Origin of the sequence: Corynebacterium guangdongense (assembly GCF_030408915.1) — a bacterium.
In the GTDB taxonomy this organism is placed as follows: domain Bacteria; phylum Actinomycetota; class Actinomycetes; order Mycobacteriales; family Mycobacteriaceae; genus Corynebacterium; species Corynebacterium guangdongense.
Genome location: NZ_CP047654.1, coordinates 1,456,790 through 1,474,297 on the forward strand (window position 1 = coordinate 1,456,790; position 17,508 = coordinate 1,474,297).

General features: G+C 67.4%; 15 protein-coding genes. 9 read left to right on the forward strand and 6 right to left on the reverse strand.

The window, feature by feature from the left end; genetic code table 11:
* Positions 1-11 precede the first annotated feature (11 nt).
* From sufD to CGUA_RS06920, 3 genes are read right to left on the reverse strand one after another with little or no spacing between them, the layout of a single operon-like run.
* Positions 12-1,175: a Fe-S cluster assembly protein SufD gene (gene sufD / locus CGUA_RS06910; RefSeq protein WP_290194073.1), complete on the reverse strand. Its 1,164-nt coding sequence runs from the start codon at positions 1,173-1,175 to the stop codon at positions 12-14.
* A 2-nt stretch (positions 1,176-1,177) separates the two neighbouring features.
* Complete coding sequence (sufB, locus tag CGUA_RS06915; protein WP_290194075.1) at positions 1,178-2,623, reverse strand: Fe-S cluster assembly protein SufB; 1,446 nt, start codon at positions 2,621-2,623, stop codon at positions 1,178-1,180.
* Positions 2,624-2,639: 16 nt separating this feature from the next.
* Positions 2,640-3,419, reverse strand: coding sequence for a helix-turn-helix transcriptional regulator (locus CGUA_RS06920; protein WP_290194077.1), 780 nt, complete (start codon positions 3,417-3,419; stop codon positions 2,640-2,642).
* 144 nt (positions 3,420-3,563) lie between these two features.
* Here CGUA_RS06920 and mptB point away from each other — a divergent pair, with 144 nt between their 5' ends.
* The 4 genes from mptB (at position 3,564) to CGUA_RS06940 (ending at position 7,988) form a co-directional block, all read left to right on the forward strand.
* Positions 3,564-5,216, forward strand: coding sequence for a polyprenol phosphomannose-dependent alpha 1,6 mannosyltransferase MptB (gene mptB, locus CGUA_RS06925; RefSeq protein WP_290194079.1), 1,653 nt, complete (start codon positions 3,564-3,566; stop codon positions 5,214-5,216).
* A gap of 11 nt (positions 5,217-5,227) precedes the next feature.
* The gene (locus CGUA_RS06930; protein ID WP_290194081.1) at positions 5,228-6,154 is read left to right on the forward strand and encodes an ABC transporter ATP-binding protein; all 927 of its coding nucleotides are present in this window, start codon (positions 5,228-5,230) and stop codon (positions 6,152-6,154) included.
* A 45-nt stretch (positions 6,155-6,199) separates the two neighbouring features.
* Positions 6,200-6,964: an ABC transporter permease gene (locus tag CGUA_RS06935; protein ID WP_374725070.1), complete on the forward strand. Its 765-nt coding sequence runs from the start codon at positions 6,200-6,202 to the stop codon at positions 6,962-6,964.
* Positions 6,965-7,037: 73 nt separating this feature from the next.
* Entirely contained in the window at positions 7,038-7,988 is a 951-nt protein-coding gene (locus CGUA_RS06940) for a COX15/CtaA family protein (protein ID WP_290194083.1), read from the forward strand.
* Positions 7,989-8,190: 202 nt separating this feature from the next.
* Here the strand turns inward: CGUA_RS06940 and CGUA_RS06945 are convergent, their stop codons facing one another.
* The gene (locus CGUA_RS06945; RefSeq protein ID WP_290194085.1) at positions 8,191-9,132 is read right to left on the reverse strand and encodes a heme o synthase; all 942 of its coding nucleotides are present in this window, start codon (positions 9,130-9,132) and stop codon (positions 8,191-8,193) included.
* Between the two features lie 447 nt (positions 9,133-9,579).
* Between CGUA_RS06945 and tkt the strand changes: the two genes are divergently transcribed.
* The 5 genes from tkt (at position 9,580) to pgl (ending at position 16,282) form a co-directional block, all read left to right on the forward strand.
* Complete coding sequence (gene tkt, locus CGUA_RS06950) at positions 9,580-11,682, forward strand: transketolase (RefSeq protein WP_290194087.1); 2,103 nt, start codon at positions 9,580-9,582, stop codon at positions 11,680-11,682.
* Between the two features lie 29 nt (positions 11,683-11,711).
* Positions 11,712-12,797, forward strand: a complete 1,086-nt coding sequence (gene tal, locus CGUA_RS06955) for a transaldolase (RefSeq protein ID WP_290194089.1) — start codon at positions 11,712-11,714, stop codon at positions 12,795-12,797.
* Positions 12,798-12,906: 109 nt separating this feature from the next.
* Positions 12,907-14,445 (forward strand): glucose-6-phosphate dehydrogenase, encoded by a 1,539-nt coding sequence (gene zwf / locus CGUA_RS06960; protein WP_290194091.1) that lies wholly within the window; start codon positions 12,907-12,909, stop codon positions 14,443-14,445.
* A 40-nt stretch (positions 14,446-14,485) separates the two neighbouring features.
* A complete protein-coding gene (locus CGUA_RS06965) occupies positions 14,486-15,436 on the forward strand; it encodes a glucose-6-phosphate dehydrogenase assembly protein OpcA (RefSeq protein ID WP_290194092.1) in 951 nt (316 codons plus the stop codon).
* 69 nt (positions 15,437-15,505) lie between these two features.
* Positions 15,506-16,282, forward strand: coding sequence for a 6-phosphogluconolactonase (pgl, locus tag CGUA_RS06970; RefSeq protein WP_290194095.1), 777 nt, complete (start codon positions 15,506-15,508; stop codon positions 16,280-16,282).
* Between the two features lie 75 nt (positions 16,283-16,357).
* Here pgl and secG read toward each other — a convergent pair whose 3' ends face one another.
* Both secG and tpiA read right to left on the reverse strand, forming a co-directional pair.
* Positions 16,358-16,591: a preprotein translocase subunit SecG gene (gene secG, locus CGUA_RS06975; protein WP_290194097.1), complete on the reverse strand. Its 234-nt coding sequence runs from the start codon at positions 16,589-16,591 to the stop codon at positions 16,358-16,360.
* Positions 16,592-16,687: 96 nt separating this feature from the next.
* Positions 16,688-17,473 carry a triose-phosphate isomerase gene (gene tpiA, locus CGUA_RS06980; protein WP_290194100.1) on the reverse strand — a complete coding sequence of 262 codons (786 nt, stop codon included), beginning with the start codon at positions 17,471-17,473 and terminating at the stop codon, positions 16,688-16,690.
* Between the last annotated feature and the right edge of the window lie 35 nt (positions 17,474-17,508).

Consider the following 17,508-nt stretch of genomic DNA (forward strand, 5'->3'; position numbering starts at 1 on the left):
TGTGGTTGGGCTTACGCGCCGAGCTCGTCGACAACGCGGTTCTCGAGCTCTTCGCGGATGGACTCAACCGGCACCCGGTTGATGACCTCGGTGAAGAATCCGCGGATGATCATGCGGCGGGCATCCGCTTCCGGGATACCGCGGGACATGAGGTAGAAGATCTCCAGGTCGTCGAAACGACCCACGGTGGCGGCGTGGCCTGCGCCGGCGATCTCGCCGGTCTCGATCTCCAGGTTGGGGATCGCGTCTGCACGGGCGTTGTCGCTGAGGACCAGGTTGCGGTTGGTCTCGTAGGTGTCGGTGTTCTGCGCGTTGGAGCGAATCAGGACGTCACCGACCCAGCACGTGCGGGCTTCCGCGGCGCGCTCCTTGGACTCGGCCTGCAGCGCGCCCTTGTACAGGACGTTGGAGCGGCAGTTCGGCTGGGAGTGATCCACCGTCAGCCGGTTCTCGATGTACTGGCCGGAGTCGGCGAAGTACAGGCCGGAGAGCTCCGCGTCGCCGCCCGGGGCGGTGTAGGTCACGCGCGGAACGATGCGCACGGTCTCGCCGCCGAAGGTGATGACGGTGTGCTTGATGGTGGCGTCGCGACCGACCTGGATGCGCTGGTTGGACAGGTGGACGGCGTCGTTGTCCCAGTTGGCGTCCACGACGACGTTGACCCGCGCGCCGTCGCCGACGAGGAACTCCACGTTGTCGGCGTGGGTGCCGGAGCCCTCGTAGCGCAGGACGACGGTGGACTCGGAGTGGCGGCCGAGGTCGACGGTGGTAGCGCCGAAGGAGGTCACGCCCTCCCCCTTGCCGGAGATGGTGATCACGACTGGCTCGGCGAGGCGGGCCTCCGCCGGAACAGTGACCAGGTGGGCCTCCGGCATGGAGGTCCAGGCCTGGGCCGCGACGCGATCGACTGGGGCGCCGGCGACGCCGACGCGCTCGTCATCCTTGGCGACGGCCTCGAAGGTCACGTTCTCCGGTGCAGACACGGCGATCGCCTGACCGGTGGCGTCGGCGAACTCGCCGTCGTGGAGGCCGCGCAGGCGACGCAGCGAGACGAAGCGCCAGACCTCGTCCTTGCCCTTCGGGACGGCGAAGTCCTCGACGTTGAATGAGGCGAAGACGTCGCCCTTGTTCGCGATGCCGTCACCGCTGGCAACGGTCTTCAGTGGTGCAGTCACTCTTAACCCACCGATCCTTCCATCTGGAGTTCAATAAGACGGTTGAGCTCGAGCGCGTACTCCATCGGGAGCTCCTTCGCGATCGGCTCGACGAAGCCACGGACGATCATCGCCATGGCCTCCTCCTCCGGGATGCCGCGGGCCATGAGGTAGAACAGCTGCTCCTCGGAGACCTGGGACACCGTGGCCTCGTGACCGAGGGTCACGTGGTCGTTGCGGATGTCGTTGTACGGGTAGGTGTCCGAGCGGGAGATGTTGTCCACCAGCAGCGCGTCACACTCGATGTTGGAGTACGAGTGGTGGGCGTTAGCGTTGATCTGCACCAGGCCGCGGTAGGACGCCCGGCCGCCGCCGCGGGCGACGGACTTCGAGACGACGTTGGAGGAGGTGTACGGAGCCATGTGCACCATCTTGGCGCCGGTGTCCTGGTACTGGCCCTCGCCGGCGAAAGCGACGGAAAGGACCTCGCCCTTGGCGTGCTCGCCGGTCATCCAGACCGCCGGGTACTTCATGGTGACCTTGGAGCCGATGTTGCCGTCGACCCACTCCATGGTGGCGCCCTCTTCGGCCTTGGCACGCTTGGTGACCAGGTTGTAGACGTTCTGGGACCAGTTCTGGATCGTGGTGTAGCGGACGCGCGCGTCCTTCTTCACGATGATCTCGACGACCGCGGAGTGCAGGGAGTCCGACTTGTAGATCGGGGCGGTGCAGCCCTCGACGTAGTGGACGTAGGAACCCTCGTCGGCGATGATCAGGGTGCGCTCGAACTGGCCCATGTTCTCCGTGTTGATGCGGAAGTAGGCCTGCAGGGGGATGTCCACGTGGACTCCCGGGGGCACGTAGATGAAGGAGCCGCCGGACCAGACCGCGGTGTTCAGGGCGGAGAACTTGTTGTCGCCGGCCGGGATGACCGTGCCGAAGTACTCCTTGAACAGGTCGAAGTGCTCCCGCAGTGCCGTGTCGGTGTCGACGAAGATGACGCCCTTCTCCTCCAGGTCCTCGCGGATCTGGTGGTAGACGACCTCCGACTCATACTGCGCGGCGACACCGGCGACCAGGCGCTGCTTCTCGGCCTCCGGGATACCCAGCTTGTCGTAGGTGTCCTTGATGTCCTCCGGAAGGTCCTCCCAGCTCTGGGCCTGGCCCTCGGTCGACCGCACGAAGTACTTGATGTTGTCGAAGTCGATGCCGGAGAGGTCTGCGCCCCACGTCGGGACCGGCTTCTTGTCGAAGATGTTCAGTGCCTTGAGTCGCTGCTCAAGCATCCACTCGGGCTCGTCCTTGAGTGCGGAGATGTCGCGGACGACATCCTCGCTCAGGCCACGTCGTGCAGATGCACCGGCCTCGTCGGAATCGTGCCATCCGTATGCGTAATCACCGATCGAGTCGATGATCTCGTCATCGCTCATCGGGTTTTCGAGGCCCGGTGCGGGCTTAGCCTGGGTCATGATCCGCTCCTTTCAGTTACTTTTCATCTTTGTCGCGGAGGCCCCTGCGTCGGGGTCCGTCCTCCACGGCGGCGAGTTCGTCCAACGCATCCAGCGTCGCGTTGGTCTTCAGCGGAATATTGGTCGTGCAGATGCCGTGGCCGTCAGTGATTGAGGCGAGCGGCTGGACGTGCAGGCCGACCAGCGACGAGATGACCTCGTGCTCGGCCTCACATAGCTCCGGATGCTCACCGGCGACGCTGGCCACCGGACAATGGTGCTGGCAGATCTGGATGCCGTTGCCGGCCCGGGTCACGGTTGCCGCGTACCCGTTCCGGTCGAAGGCCTCGGCCAGTTTGCGTGTCGTCTCCTCCACGGAGTCCTCGGACTCGTCCGCGGGATCCACGTCGGAGACGATGTCCTCGACCCGCTTGCGGGCGAAGGCTGCCACGGCATCGTCCCCGCCGAATTCGCGCAGGCTGTTCAGCGCGTCCGCGGCGAGGTCGTCGTAGGCGTGGCCGAACTGGCCGCGCCCCCGATCCGTGAGTCGGTAATGTTTGGCGGGGCGGCCGCGGCCGACGGACTTGCCGTCCCGCCACTCCACCACCTCCGCCAGACCATCATCGACGAGAATGTCTAGGTGCCGACGAACGCCGGCGGCTGAAAAGCCGAGGGAACCGCCCAGGTCGGACGCTGTTGATGGGCCATGCTTGAGGAGGTGGCGCAGCACCTGGCTGCGGGTCTCCCCTTCGACTGATCGAGTTTCCGGCGACGGGGTCTCGCCCGGCGACTTCTGTGCGCCATGTCCCTGTGCCATATACTCTCACCACCCGTTCTTAAATCTTTGTCGGACCAAGCCGGTCCCCTTTAGACAACAATAGTGTTCCGTAAATATTCCGGCATGTCCACCTGTGCCTGTCCCGGCGTGTCGCGCAGGGGGAGAAACGTAGGATGGGCCGACGTGAGCACACCCAACCCATCCCGCGCGCGAACCGGCCGACGGGGGGTCCTCAACGGGACCCTGCCCCGCCTCGGGCTGCCCGGCTCCCGGGCCGCGGCCCTGCATGATGCCGAGCATGAGGACGCCCACGTCGCCTCGTCGGCCCGCCACCTGCACCGCTTCGCGGTCCTGCGCTGGATTGGCACGGTGGGCACGTTATTGATCGCCGTCGGCGCGCTGGGGGCGGGCGCCCTGCCGGTGGTCGCCAACCCCTACGTCCACGCCCCGCTGGGCTCACTGATGTCGCGCATGCTGCAGACCTCCTCGATCGTCGTGTTCGTTGGGGTTGCGCTGATGGTGGTTTCCTGGGTGCTCATGGCCCCGGTGGTGGGCGCGACGCGCTCGGCCATCACCGTGCCGCTGGGCCACGTCAAACGCACTTTCGTCGCATGGACCCTGCCCCTGTTGGTCACGGCCCCGCTGTTCACGCAGGACATCTACTCCTATCTGGCGCAGGGCTCGATCGTCGCGCAGGGGATGGACCCCTACGCCGCCGGACCTGTCGAGCTGCTGGGGACGGAAAATCACCTGGCCCGGTCGGTGCCGTTCATCTGGGCGCAATCCCCCTCCCCCTACGGGCCGGTGGCTCTCGGCCTCGCCGCGGCCATCAGCGTCCTCACGGCTGACAACATCATGCTCGGCGTCATCGCCCACCGGCTGGTCTCGATCACCGGCCTGGTCGCCGCCTCCTGGGCCGTCTCCCGGCTGGCACGCCGCTGCAACGTCTCCCCCGTCACGGCACTGTGGTTGGGCATCCTCAATCCACTGACCATCCTCCACCTGGTCGGGGGTATCCACAACGAGTCGATTCTCCTGGGTTTACTCCTGGTCGGACTTGAGGTCGCGCTGCGCGGCATCTCCCGCCTGGAACGCGGCCGGAGGCGCAGCGGATGGGCGCTCACCCTGTTGTCCGCGGCGCTGATCACCTGTGCCGGCCTGGTCAAAGTCACCGGCTTCTTGGGCCTGGGCTTCACCGGTATGGCGCTGGCGGCTTATTTCGCCCGCGGGGGTGTGAATAAATGGGCGTCAATCCTTGCCGCAGGACTGGTCAAGACGCTGGCGCTGGTCGTCACCGTCGCCGTCGCCTCCGCGGTGACCGGCATCGGGTTGGGGTGGGTCACCGGCCAGGGCGGGGCGGCCACCATCCGCAGCTGGATGTCGATGACCACCGACCTCGGGGTGGTCTTCGGGTTCCTCGGCATGCTGCTCGATCTCGGCGACCACACCGAGGCGGCCCTCGGCATCACCCGCACCGTCGGCCTCGCGGTCGCTGCCGGCTTCATCGTCCGGATGCTCTTCGCCACCTATGACGGCCGCATCCACCCGGTCGGCGGTCTCGGCGTCGGCACGCTCGTGCTCGTCGTCCTTTTCCCCGTCGTTCACCCCTGGTACCTGCTGTGGGCGATCGTCCCCATGGCGGCGTGGGCCAACCGGATGTTCTTCCGGGTGGTCGTCGTCGTTTATTCCGCGCTCATGTCCTTCACCGTTCTGCCGCGCGGTCTGGCCCTGCCGCCCGACACGGTCGTCACCATCTATCTGGGGGCCATCGTGTCCGCGCTGACCATCCTGGCCGCCGGGTGGTTCCTACTTCGGAAACTCCGCTGGATACCCTAGACTGTGCAGCCGTGACTACTACTTTCGACGGACCCGCGCTGACGTTGACCGACGTGGTCAAGTCCTTCGGAGGCACCAGAGCCGTCGACGGCCTGACCATGGATGTGCAGCCGGGCACCGTGCTCGCGTTCCTCGGCCCCAACGGCGCCGGCAAGACGACCACCATCGAAATGTGCGAGGGATTTTTGGCCCCGACTTCCGGGGAGATCTCCGTGCTCGGTCTCAACCCGGCCACCCACCCGGAGCGGGTTCGGGAGCGCATCGGCATCATGCTGCAGGAGGGCGGCGCCTACAACGGCGCCCGCGTCGCGGAGATGATGCACCTGTCCGCCTCCTACCACCACAACCCCCACGACCCTGACTGGCTCATCGGCCTCCTCGGCCTCGACGGGGTGCGATCGACGGCTTATCGACGCCTCTCCGGCGGCCAGAAGCAGCGCCTGTCCATCGCCATGGCCCTGATCTCGCGCCCGCAGATGGTCTTCCTCGACGAACCGACCGCCGGCATGGACGCCCAGTCCCGGCTGGCGGTGTGGGATCTCATCAGGGCCCTCAAGCGCGACGGCGTCACCGTCGTCCTCACCACGCACATGATGGACGAGGCCGAGGCGCTGGCCGACGACGTCGTCATCATCGACCGCGGACGCGTCGTCGCGCAGGGTTCGCCCGCCGAACTCACCGCGGGTGACGCCACCCGGGCCGAGGAGCTCCTGCTGACCACCGACCGGGACCTGGACGTGAGCGGCATGAACGTCCACGGCCTGACGATGACGAGGCCGCTGCACTACCGGGTGGCCGCCCCCGCCACCCCGGAGCTGCTCGCGGCCGTCGCCGCCGGCGCCGCCGCCCAGGGGGTGCTGCTGCGCAGCGTGGCGGTCACCCACCGCAACCTGGAGGACGTTTTCCTGGACATCACCGGTCGAGACCTGAGGAGCTGACCCCCGTTGACTGAACGCACCATCCGCCGGGAACCCGCCGAGACCCTGGCCGCGGCCTTCCCCCCGGGGACTTTCACACCGGCCCCGAAGCACGCCTCCCACGCCGCCATGGCGCGGGCGCAGGGGCTCATCGAGACGAAGCTGATGATCCGCCACGGTGAGCAGCAGCTGCTCAACCTCATCGTGCCCTTGGCCATGCTCATCGTCGCGGCCTTCATCCCGGTGCTCGGCGAGGAAACGGGGGTCGCCGAGGTTTTCCCGATGATCCTCGCCGTCGCCGCCACCTCCGCCGGTTTCACCGGCCAGGCCATCGGCCTGGCTTTCGACCGGCGCTACGGCGCACTCAAACGCACCGGCGCCTCGGGCGTTCCGGCCTGGACGATCATCGTGGGCAAGATCCTCGCGGTCCTGGCCATGGTCGTCATTCAGATCCTCCTGCTGGGCGTCACCGCCCTGATTCTGGGCTGGCGCGCCGACGCCGTCGGGGTCGTCTTCGGTCTCATCACCCTGCTCGTCGGCGTCACCGCGTTCACCTCCATGGGCCTGCTGATGGGCGGCTCGATGTCCGCGGAGGCGGTGCTGGGGCTGGCCAACCTCGTGTGGCTCATCCTCGTGGCCCTCGTCGGCTGGGTGCTGTACTCGCAGGGGCTCGCCGACGCCGGCTGGTGGAACCTCCTTCCCTCCGTCGCCCTGGCCTCCGGCCTGACCGTGGCGTTCGGGGGCGCCGTCCCCTGGCTCCAGCTGGGGGTCCTGACCGTCTGGGCGGCGCTTGCGTCGGCTGCGGCGGTCAAATGGTTCCGCTTCGACTAAATGAGTTTTCCCACGTCCGCCCCGCGCGCCCGCGGGGCCGGGCGAATCACTCCGAAAGGTACGCTTGACCACCGTGAGCACCTCAACGACTTCCTCCTCCCCCGCGCGGCGGACCCCGACCGGGACGGGCCCCTCCCTCCGGCTGCAGCGCATCCTCGCGCTCGTCCTCCTGATCGCCCAGGGCAGCATCACCGTCACCGGTTCCATCGTCCGTGTCACCGGCTCCGGGCTCGGCTGTGACACCTGGCCCAACTGCCACGAGGGCTCCCTGGTCCCGATGCAGGGCGCGGCCCCCGCCATCCATCAGGCCATCGAGTTCGGCAACCGCCTGCTGACCTTCGTGCTCGCGGCCATTGCGCTGGCCCTGTTCATCGCCGTCCTGCGCGCGCACCGTCGCTCCGAGATCCTCTGGCTCTCCTTCCTCTCCGGCCTCGGCGTCATCGTCCAGGCCGTCATCGGCGGCATCTCCGTCCTGCTCGACCTGCAGTGGTGGGCAGTCGCCATCCACTTCCTGCCCTCGATGATCCTGGTCTGGATCGCTGCGCTGCTCTACATGCGCATCGCCGAGCCCGACGCCGCCGAGCCGGTCCGGCGCTTCCCGGGCACCATCCGCACCCTGGCCCTGGTGGCCGCTATCGCGTTGTCGCTCGTCCTGGTGACCGGGACCATGGTCACCGGCTCCGGCCCCCACTCCGGCGACGCCGGCGTGGGGATGGACGGCCGTCTGGAACTCGACACCAAGATGCTCGCCTACGTCCACGCCGCCAGCATGTACCTTTACCTGGGCCTGACGATCATCACCGTCGTCATGCTCCACCGCACCAGGTCCCCTCGGGACGCCGTCCGTACCAGCTGGGTCCTCATCGCGATGATCGTCATCCAGTGGGCCATCGGCGTCACCCAGTTCTACCTGGGGGTGCCGCGCTGGACCGTTCCGGCCCACATCGCCATGAGCTCCGTCGTGGTGGCCTTCACCGCTTTCCTGTGGGCCCACGGCCGACGTCGGCTTCCGGTCCTGACCTAAGAACCCCAGGACGCGCCACCGCCCGCCGGTGGCGCGTTCCTCGTTTCCGGGGTGGATGGGGCGCCGACGGCCCGGGCCTCCCCGGGGCGCTGCGGGCAGCTGCGGACGTCGACAAGCAGGCGGGTCCGGCGGAAACCACCGGGCCCCGGCCACGCTGTGCGCGCGGCCGGGGCCCGGTGCTCCTCGGGAGTTGGAGGAAAGCCTAGAAGAAGGCGATGTTCCAGCCGAGTATCTCGGCGAGGGTCGGCAGGTTGACGACCGCGTCGACGGAGAGACCGATGAACAGCAGCGCCAGATAGTTGTTCGAAAGGATGAACAGGCGCAGCGGCTTGACCTCTTCGCCGCGGGCGACGTCGCGGTGCAGCTTGGTGGCGACGGCGATGAAGACGACGCCGGTGAGGATCGCGGCCACGAGGTAGATCCAGGAGGCGGCCGGGATGAGGAGGAGGGAGGTGATGACGGTGAGCCAGGTGTAGAGCAGGATCTGGCGGGTCGTCTCGACCGGGGAAGCGATGACCGGCAGCATCGGAACCTCCGCCTTGGCGTAGTCGTCGCGGTACTTCATGGCCAGGGCCCAGGTGTGCGGCGGGGTCCAGAAGAAGATGATCATGAACAGCACGATCGCCTGCCACCACATGTCCGGCTGGCCGTCCTGGGCGTTGTCGCGGATGACGGCCCAGCCGACAAGCACCGGCATGCAGCCGGCGGCCCCGCCCCAGATGACGTTCTGCCACGTACGACGCTTGAGCCACTTGGTGTAGACGAAGATATAGAACCAGTTCGTGATGACGATGAACAGGGCCGCCAGCCAGGAATTGCACAGCAGGCCCAGCCACAGGACACTGATGACAAGCATGGCCCAGGCGAAGACGGTGGCCTTCTGCTTGGTGACCTTGTGGCGTACCAGCGGGCGGGCCCGAGTGCGGCCCATCTTCTGGTCGATGTCGTAGTCGGCGACCATGTTGAAGGTGTTTGCGGCGGCCGCGCCCATCCAGCCACCGATCAGGGTGCCCAGGATCAGGAGCAGCTGCTGGAGGTCGGGCAGGCCACGTTGCGCCTGCAGCATGGCCGGGATTGCGGCGACCAAGAGAAGCTCAATCACCCTTGGTTTCGTAAGCGCAATGTAGGCCTTAATGATGTCCAAGGGGACTTCCTCCAGTGATCTCTCAAAGAGTCTCGGTCGCGGGCAATAAAACGAGGCGCTCTCCGCATCAGCCTCAGCGACATGGGCCGCGGCCTGTTTGGGCGCCTACGTGATCAGTCGTCGGGCACTGTCCAAAAGTTCCAGAAGTAATCAACCTCACGATTGGGCGCGGAGGATCATTCCGGGCAGTGGTCCCACAGTCTATCCCCCACTCAACCCGGTGGATAATCCACGTCCCCCACTGCCACCCGACCCGTCGGACGCCGCCCCCGAACCAGGTACCTCACGTTACAGCGCCCGGAACCCGGTGCGGTGGACCACATTTTCACGGACGAAAGTCAATGGGTAACATCAATAGCGCACGGAAAACCACTATGCTGGTTACTGTCGTAAATGTCCGGAGAAAATCCGGTCCCGTAGCCGAACGATTATAGCGAGGAATCCCCTGTGACACTGTCACCCGAACTGAAGGCTCTGACTGAGCGCCACTACCCGTCCGACTGGACGGACCTCGACACCAAGGCCGTCGACACCGTTCGTGCCCTCGCCGCTGACGCCGTCCAGAACGTCGGCTCCGGCCACCCGGGCACGGCCATGTCACTGGCCCCGATGGCGTACACCCTCTTCCAGCGCGTCATGGACCACGATCCCAGCGACGACAAGTGGGTCGGCCGCGACCGCTTCGTCCTCTCCCCGGGCCACACCTCCCTGACCCTCTACCTCCAGCTCTTCCTGGCCGGCTACGGCCTGGAGATGGAGGACATCAAGGCGCTGCGGTCGGAGAACTCCCTGACCCCGGGCCACCCGGAGTACGGCCACACCAAGGGCGTCGAGATCACCACCGGGCCGCTGGGCCAGGGCCTGGCCTCCGCGGTCGGCATGGCCATGGCGGCCCGCCGCGAGCGTGGGCTTCTCGATCCGGAGACCGCCGAGGGTGAGTCCCCGTTCGACCACTTCATCTACGCCATCTGCTCCGACGGCGACGTCCAGGAGGGCGTCACCTCGGAGGCATCCTCCATCGCCGGCACCCAGGGTCTGGGCAACCTCATCGTCCTCTACGACGACAACCGCATTTCCATCGAGGACGACACCGTCATCGCGTTCACCGAGAACGTCGCCGACCGCTACCGGGCCTACGACTGGCACGTCCAGGAGATCGACGGCGGCGAGGACGTCGCCGCCCTCGAGGCCGCCATCGCCGAGGCCCAGAAGGTCACCGACAAGCCGTCCTTCATTCGGGTGCGCACCGTTATCGCCTACCCGGCCCCCAACGCCCTGAACACCGGCGCCTCCCACGGCTCCGCCCTGGGCGCCGACGAGGTCGCCGCCACCAAGGAAATCCTGGGCCTGGACCCCGCCCAGACCTTCCACATCGACGACGAGGTCCTCGCGCACACCCGCCGGGCCATCGACCGCGGCGCCGAGAAGCGCGCCCAGTGGCAGCAGAAGTTCGACGCGTGGGCCGCCGCCAACCCGGAGAACAAGAAGCTCTTCGACCGCCTGAGCGCCGGCGAGCTGCCGGAGAGCTGGGACGCCGAGCTGCCGACCTGGGACGCCGACCCGAAGGGCGTTGCCACCCGCAAGGCCTCCGGCGCCGTCCTCCAGGCGCTGGGCAAGACCCTGCCGGAGCTGTGGGGCGGTTCGGCCGATCTGGCCGGCTCCACCAACACCATCATCGAGGGCGAGAAGTCCTTCGGCCCGGAGAAGCGCTCCTCCGACACCTTCGCCATGTCCCCCTACGGCCGCAACCTCCACTTCGGCATCCGCGAGCACGGCATGGGCGCCATCCTCAACGGCATCGCCCTGCACGGCCCGACCCTGCCCTACGGCGCCACTTTCCTGCAGTTCGCCGACTACATGCGCCCGTCGGTCCGCCTGGCGGCGCTGATGAACATCGCCCCGGTCTACGTCTGGACCCACGACTCCATCGGCCTGGGCGAGGACGGTCCGACGCACCAGCCGATCGAGCACCTCGCGGCCCTGCGCGCCATCCCCAACCTGGCCGTCATTCGCCCGGCCGACGCCAACGAGACGGCCGCCGCCTGGGTCGCCACTGTCGAGAACCGTCAGGGCCCGCGCGCGCTGGCGCTGTCCCGCCAGAACCTGCCGGTTCTCGAGGGCACCAAGGACAAGGCCCGGGAGGGCGTCGCCCGCGGCGCGTACGTCCTGATCGAGTCCTCCGCCGACACCCCGGACGTGATCCTCATGGCCACCGGCTCCGAGGTCCAGTACGCGGTGGAAGCCGCCGCCAAGCTCGAGGGCGAGGGCACCGCCGCCCGCGTCGTGTCTGTTCCGTGCATGGATTGGTTCCTGGAGCAGGACGAGGCCTACCGCAACGAGGTCCTTCCGCCGGAGGTCAAGGCCCGTGTCTCCGTCGAGGCCGGCATCGCGATGCCGTGGTACCGCCTGCTCGGCGACGCCGGTCGCGCCGTCTCCATCGAGACCTGGGGTGAGTCCGCGTCCGCTGAGGTTCTCTTCGAGAAGTTCGGCTTCACCACCGAGAACGTCCTCGCCAAGGCCCGCGAGTCCCTAGCCGCCGTCGGCAAGTAGCCCCCCACACATCTACAAGGAGTTTGAGCATGACCACCATTGACGACCTGTACCAGCTCGGTACCTCCACCTGGCTCGACGACCTCTCCCGCGACCGCATCAAGTCAGGCAACCTGGCCGAGCTGCTCGAGACCAAGTCCATCGTCGGCGTGACCACCAACCCGGCCATCTTCGCCTCCGCGATGAGCAAGGGCACCGCCTACGACGCCCAGATCGCCGAGCTCAAGGACGCCGGCGTCGCCGTCGACGAGGCCGTCTTCGCGATGAGCATCGATGACGTCCGGGACGCCTGCGACATCCTGGCCCCGGTCTACGAGCGGACCGGCGGCAAGGACGGCCGCGTGTCCATCGAGGTCGACCCGCGCCACGCCGCCGACCACGCGGCCACCATCGAGCAGGCCCGCGACCTGTGGGCCAAGGTCGACCGCCCGAACGTCATGATCAAGATCCCGGCGACCGACGAGTCCATCCCGGCGATCTCCGACGCGCTGGCCGAGGGCATCTCCGTCAACGTCACCCTGATCTTCTCTGTCGACCGCTACAAGCAGGTCATCCACGCGTTCAAGGACGGCATCAAGCGTGCCGCCGAGGCCGGCAAGGACGTCTCCACGATTCACTCCGTGGCGTCCTTCTTCGTCTCCCGCATGGACTCCGAGGTCGACAAGCGCCTCGAGGCCATCGGCTCCGAGGAGGCCCTGGCGCTGCGGGGCAAGGCCGGCATCGCCAACGCCCGCCTGGCCTACGCCCTGTTCCTCCAGGAGCTCGGCGAGGATTCCGGTCTTCCGGCCGGGGCCAACCCGCAGCGGCCGCTGTGGGCGTCGACCGGCGTGAAGAACCCGGAGTACCCGAAGTCGCTCTACGTCTCCGAGCTGGCCGGCCCCAACACCGTCAACACCATGCCGGAGGCCACCATCGACGCCGCCCTCGCCGAGGGCAACCTCCACGGCGACACCCTCACGGGCACCCAGGACGAGGCACAGCAGGTCTTCAAGCAGCTGAAGGCCGTCGGCATCGACATGGCCGACGTCGTCCGCGTCCTCGAGCAGGAGGGCGTCGACAAGTTCGTGGACGCCTGGAACGACCTGCTCGAGTCCATGGCCGCGAACCTCAAGTAACGTTACGCAGCGTTCTGACCGTCAGACCCATCCGTGATCCCCTACGGATGGGTCTGTCGGTTGACAGGTAGAATTTAGAGACCGAGAACAACCGCGAAAGGACCAACTCGTGTCAGATCCCCAGAATGGTTGGGTCAACCCCCTCCGCAGTGACATTGACAAGCGTCTCCCCCGCATAGCCGGGCCCTCGGGCATGGTCATCTTCGGGGTCACCGGCGATCTGGCACGGAAGAAGCTCCTGCCAGCGATCTACGACCTCGCCAACCGTGGCCTCCTCCCGGCCGGCTTCACGCTCATCGGCTTCGGCCGCCGGGAGTGGAGCAAGGAGGAGTTCACCGAGTACGTCCGCGCGGCCGTCGAGGAGGGCGCCCGCACGAAGTTCCACCAGTCCGTCTGGGAGCGACTCGCCGAAGGCATGAACTTCGCGCAGGGCAACTTCGACGACGACGAGGCCTTCGACAAGCTGGCGGCCATGCTGGCGGAGATGGACGCCCACCGCGGCACCGGCGGCAACTGGGGGTTCTACCTGTCCATCCCGCCGAATTCCTTCGCCGACGTCTGCCACCAGCTCGAGCGCACCGGCATGGCCAAGGCGACCGAGGAGTCCTGGCGCCGAGTCATCATCGAGAAGCCCTTCGGCCAGGACGAGGAGTCCGCCAAGGAACTCAACAACATCGTCAACGCCGTCTTCCCGGAGGAGTCGGTCTTCCGCATCGACCACTACCTGGGCAAGGAAACGGTGCAAAACATCCTGGCGCTGCGTTTCGCCAACCAGCTCTTTGATCCGCTGTGGACCTCCCAGTACATCGAGCAGGTGCAGATCACCATGGCCGAGGACATCGGCCTGGGCGGGCGCGCCGGCTACTACGACGGCATCGGCGCCGCCCGTGACGTCATCCAGAACCACCTGCTGCAGCTGCTGGCCCTGATCGCGATGGATGAGCCGGTCTCCTTCTCCCCCGACCAGCTACGCATGGAGAAGGTCAAGGTCCTGCGTGCCACCCACCCGGTGTACCCGTTGGACGAGACCACCGCCCGGGGCCAGTACACGGCCGGCTGGCAGGGCTCGGAGAAGGTCGTCGGTCTGCGGGAGGAGGAGGGCTTCGACCCGCAGTCCAACACCGAGACCTACGCCGCCCTGACCCTGGAGGTGCAGAACCGCCGCTGGGCCGGTGTGCCCTTCTACCTGCGTTCCGGCAAACGTCTGGGCCGCCGTGTCACGGAGATCGCCCTGATCTTCAAGAACGCCCCGCACCTGCCCTTCGACGCCTCCGACATCAGCGCCCTGGGCAACAACGCCGTGGTCATCCGCGTCCAGCCGGACGAGGGCGTCCTCATGCGCTTCGGCTCCAAGGTCCCGGGCACCGAGATGGAGGTCCGCGACGTCAACATGGACTTCTCCTACTCCGAGGCCTTCACCGAGGAGTCGCCGGAGGCCTATGAGCGCCTCATCCTGGATGCCCTGCTCGCCGAGTCCAGCCTCTTCCCCACCAACGAAGAAGTTGAGCTGAGCTGGCAGATCCTGGATCCCATCCTCGACTTCTGGGCCGAGGACGGGCGTCCTGACGAGTACAAGGCGGGCACGTGGGGCCCGGAGAGCGGCGATCAGATGCTGGCCCGCAACGGCCACGCCTGGCGTCGTCCGTAGCAGCCAGCCGGTCGAGACAAGAATCGAGAGCATCGAACACATGATTATCACGCTCAACAACACCACCACCAAGGAAATCGGCGCCACGCTGCTCGCCGAGCAGGACAACCACTCCCTGGCGACGGGCCGCGTCCTCACCCTCATCGTCCTGGCCCGTGCCGACGACGACATCGAAGCCATCCTCACCCCGGTCCGCGACGCCTCCCACGAGCACCCGGCCCGCGTGCTCGTCATGCTCACCGACACTTCCCGCACGGAGTCCCGTCTGGACGCACGCCTGATCGTCGGCCGCGACTCCGGCGCCTCCGAGCTCGTCGTCATGAAGCTTTCCGGCGAGATGGCGGAGCACCCGGCGTCGGTGGTCACTCCCCTGCTGCTGCCTGACACCCCGATCGTCGCCTCCTGGCCGACGACCGCCCCGACCCGACCGTCGAAACACCCCATCGGCAAGATCGCCCAGCGACGCGTCACCAACGCCCGCCACAATGTCTCCGGCAACGCGCTGCTGCGCCTGTCCTCCGGCTACTCCCCAGGAGACTCGGACATGATGTGGTCGCGCATCACCAACTGGCGCGGCATCGTCGCCTCCGCGCTGGATCGCTACCCCCACGAGGACGTCTCCAGCGCCCTCGTCTGCGGCCCCGCCGACAACCCCTCCGTCGACATCGCCGCCGGCTGGCTGGCCGACCGTCTCGGCGTGCCGGTGGAACGCCGCGTGGAGGAGAAGATGGCCAACTCCGACGACGAAATCGACGTCGACGAGATCTTCCCGATCCGCAAGGTCGTCCTCGAGCGTGAGTCCGGACCGATCGTCATCCGCGTCCAGGACCCGCAGACGGTCCGGCTGTCGGTCCCGGGCAGCCCGGACGCGCTCGTGGCCATGAGCGTGCGCTCCGACGCAGACTGCCTGGCTGAGGAGCTGCGCCACCTTGACGCTGACCGCGCCTACGCGGCCGCGCTGTCCGGGCTGGGGTCCGTCACGGTCCGCTAGGCTCGGGTCTAAGCCTGGGTCGCGGGCGTCCCCGCCCCGCCCCACCCGATCAGCAAGGAGTTAACCGAGATGGTTACCGTTCATCCCGTCGCAGACCTCGACACCCTGGTCACCACCGCCGCCGCCCGATTCCTCCAGGTCGTGGCGTCCGCCCAGGCGGCCGGCACCGCCACCCATCTGGACGGCATGGTCCGTGTGGTCCTGACCGGCGGCACGGCCGGCATCCGCGTGCTCGACGCCCTGGCGCAGTTCGACGCGGCGGCCCAGGAGCAGGCGGACACCTTCCCCGCCCAGCGCATCGACTGGACCCGCGTCCACGTCTTCTTCGGTGACGAGCGCAACGTGCCCGTCACCCACGAGGACTCCAACGAGGGCCAGGCTCGTGCCGCGCTGCTGGATCACGTCCACATCCCGGAGGAGCACATCCACGGTTACGGCCTCGGCGAGAAGGACATGGAGACGGCCGCCCGTGACTACGAGGCCGTCCTCGCCGAGTTCGCCCCCAACGGTTTCGACGTCCACCTGCTCGGCGTCGGCGGCGAGGGGCACATCAACACCCTCTTCCCCCACACCGAGGCGGTCGCGGAGCGGGAGCGCCTCGTGGTCGCGGAGTTCAACTCCCCGAAGCCGCCCGCGGAGCGCGTGACCCTGACGCTGCCGGCCGTGCGCAAGGCGCAGCGGGTCTGGTTCCTCGTCTCCGGGGCGGAGAAGGCGGAGGCAGCCGGGCACATCGTCGCGGGTTCCGATCCCACCGACTGGCCGGCCGCCGGCGCCGAGGGCTACGACGAGACCCTTCTATTCGTCACCGAGGATGCGGCGGGCGAAATCCCGGCCAATCGGAAGTAGCCCGACCGAAGGACGACGATCGCCCCGAACCTCTGTGGAGGTTCGGGGCGATCGTCTGTGAGCCGTCGCGGCCGCCTAGCTGTAGGCGGTCACCAGGTTCAGGGCGATGATGGCGATGAACCAGATCAGGCCCACGACGATGGTGTAGCGGTCGAGGTTCTTCTCGACGATGGTCGAACCGGAGAGGTTCGACTGGACGCCGCCGCCGAAGAGGCTGGAGAGTCCGCCACCCTTGCCCTTGTGCAGGAGCACGAAGACCACCAGCAGGAGCGAGGCGATCGCGAGGATGATCTGCAGGGTCAGAACCATGAAAATGTACTTCCTTTGAGGGCAGCTGACGGAATGAACTTCGCATCAGTGTACACGCCCGCCCCACCCACCAATCTCGGCGGGGCACGCGCGCAACTAGTAGTTGACGGGGCCGGCGGCGGCTGCGGCGAGCTTGGCGAAGCCCTCCCCGTCCAGGGAGGCGCCGCCGACGAGGCCGCCGTCGACGTCGGGCTTGGAGACGATCTCGTGGACGGTCTCGGTCTTGACGGAACCACCGTAGAGGATGCGGATGCCCTCGGCGACGGCGTCGCCGGCCAGGTCACGGATCAGGCCTCGGATGGCGGCGCAGACCTCCTGCGCGTCCTCGGCGGAGGCGACCTTGCCGGTGCCGATGGCCCAGACCGGCTCGTAGGCGATGACGGTGTTGGACAGCTCCTCGGAACTCAGTCCGGCCAGGGAGTTGCGGGTCTGCTCAACGACGTAGTCGACGTGGGTGCCGGCCTCGCGGATTTCCAGGGGTTCGCCCACGCAGACGATCGGGCTGATGCCCCTGCTCAGCGCGGCCTTCGCCTTGGCCGCGACCAGCTGGTCCGACTCAGCGTGGTACTCGCGACGCTCGGAGTGGCCGACGACGACCCAGGTGCAGCCCAGGCGGGCGAGCATCGGGGCGGAGACCTCACCGGTGTAGGCGCCCGACTCGTGCTGGGAGACGTCCTGGGCGCCATAGGTGATCTGTAGCTTGTCTCCCTCGACCAGCGTCTGGACGGAGCGCAGGTCGGTGAACGGGACGGTGACGGCGACGTCGACGTGCTCGTAGTACTCCTTCGGCAGAGCGAAGGCGAGCTTCTGAACGTTGCCGATGGCCTCGATGTGGTCGAGGTTCATCTTCCAGTTGCCGGCGATGAGGGGCTTGCGTGCCATGAGTGCGTTTTCCTTCTGTACGTGGGGATTGGTCC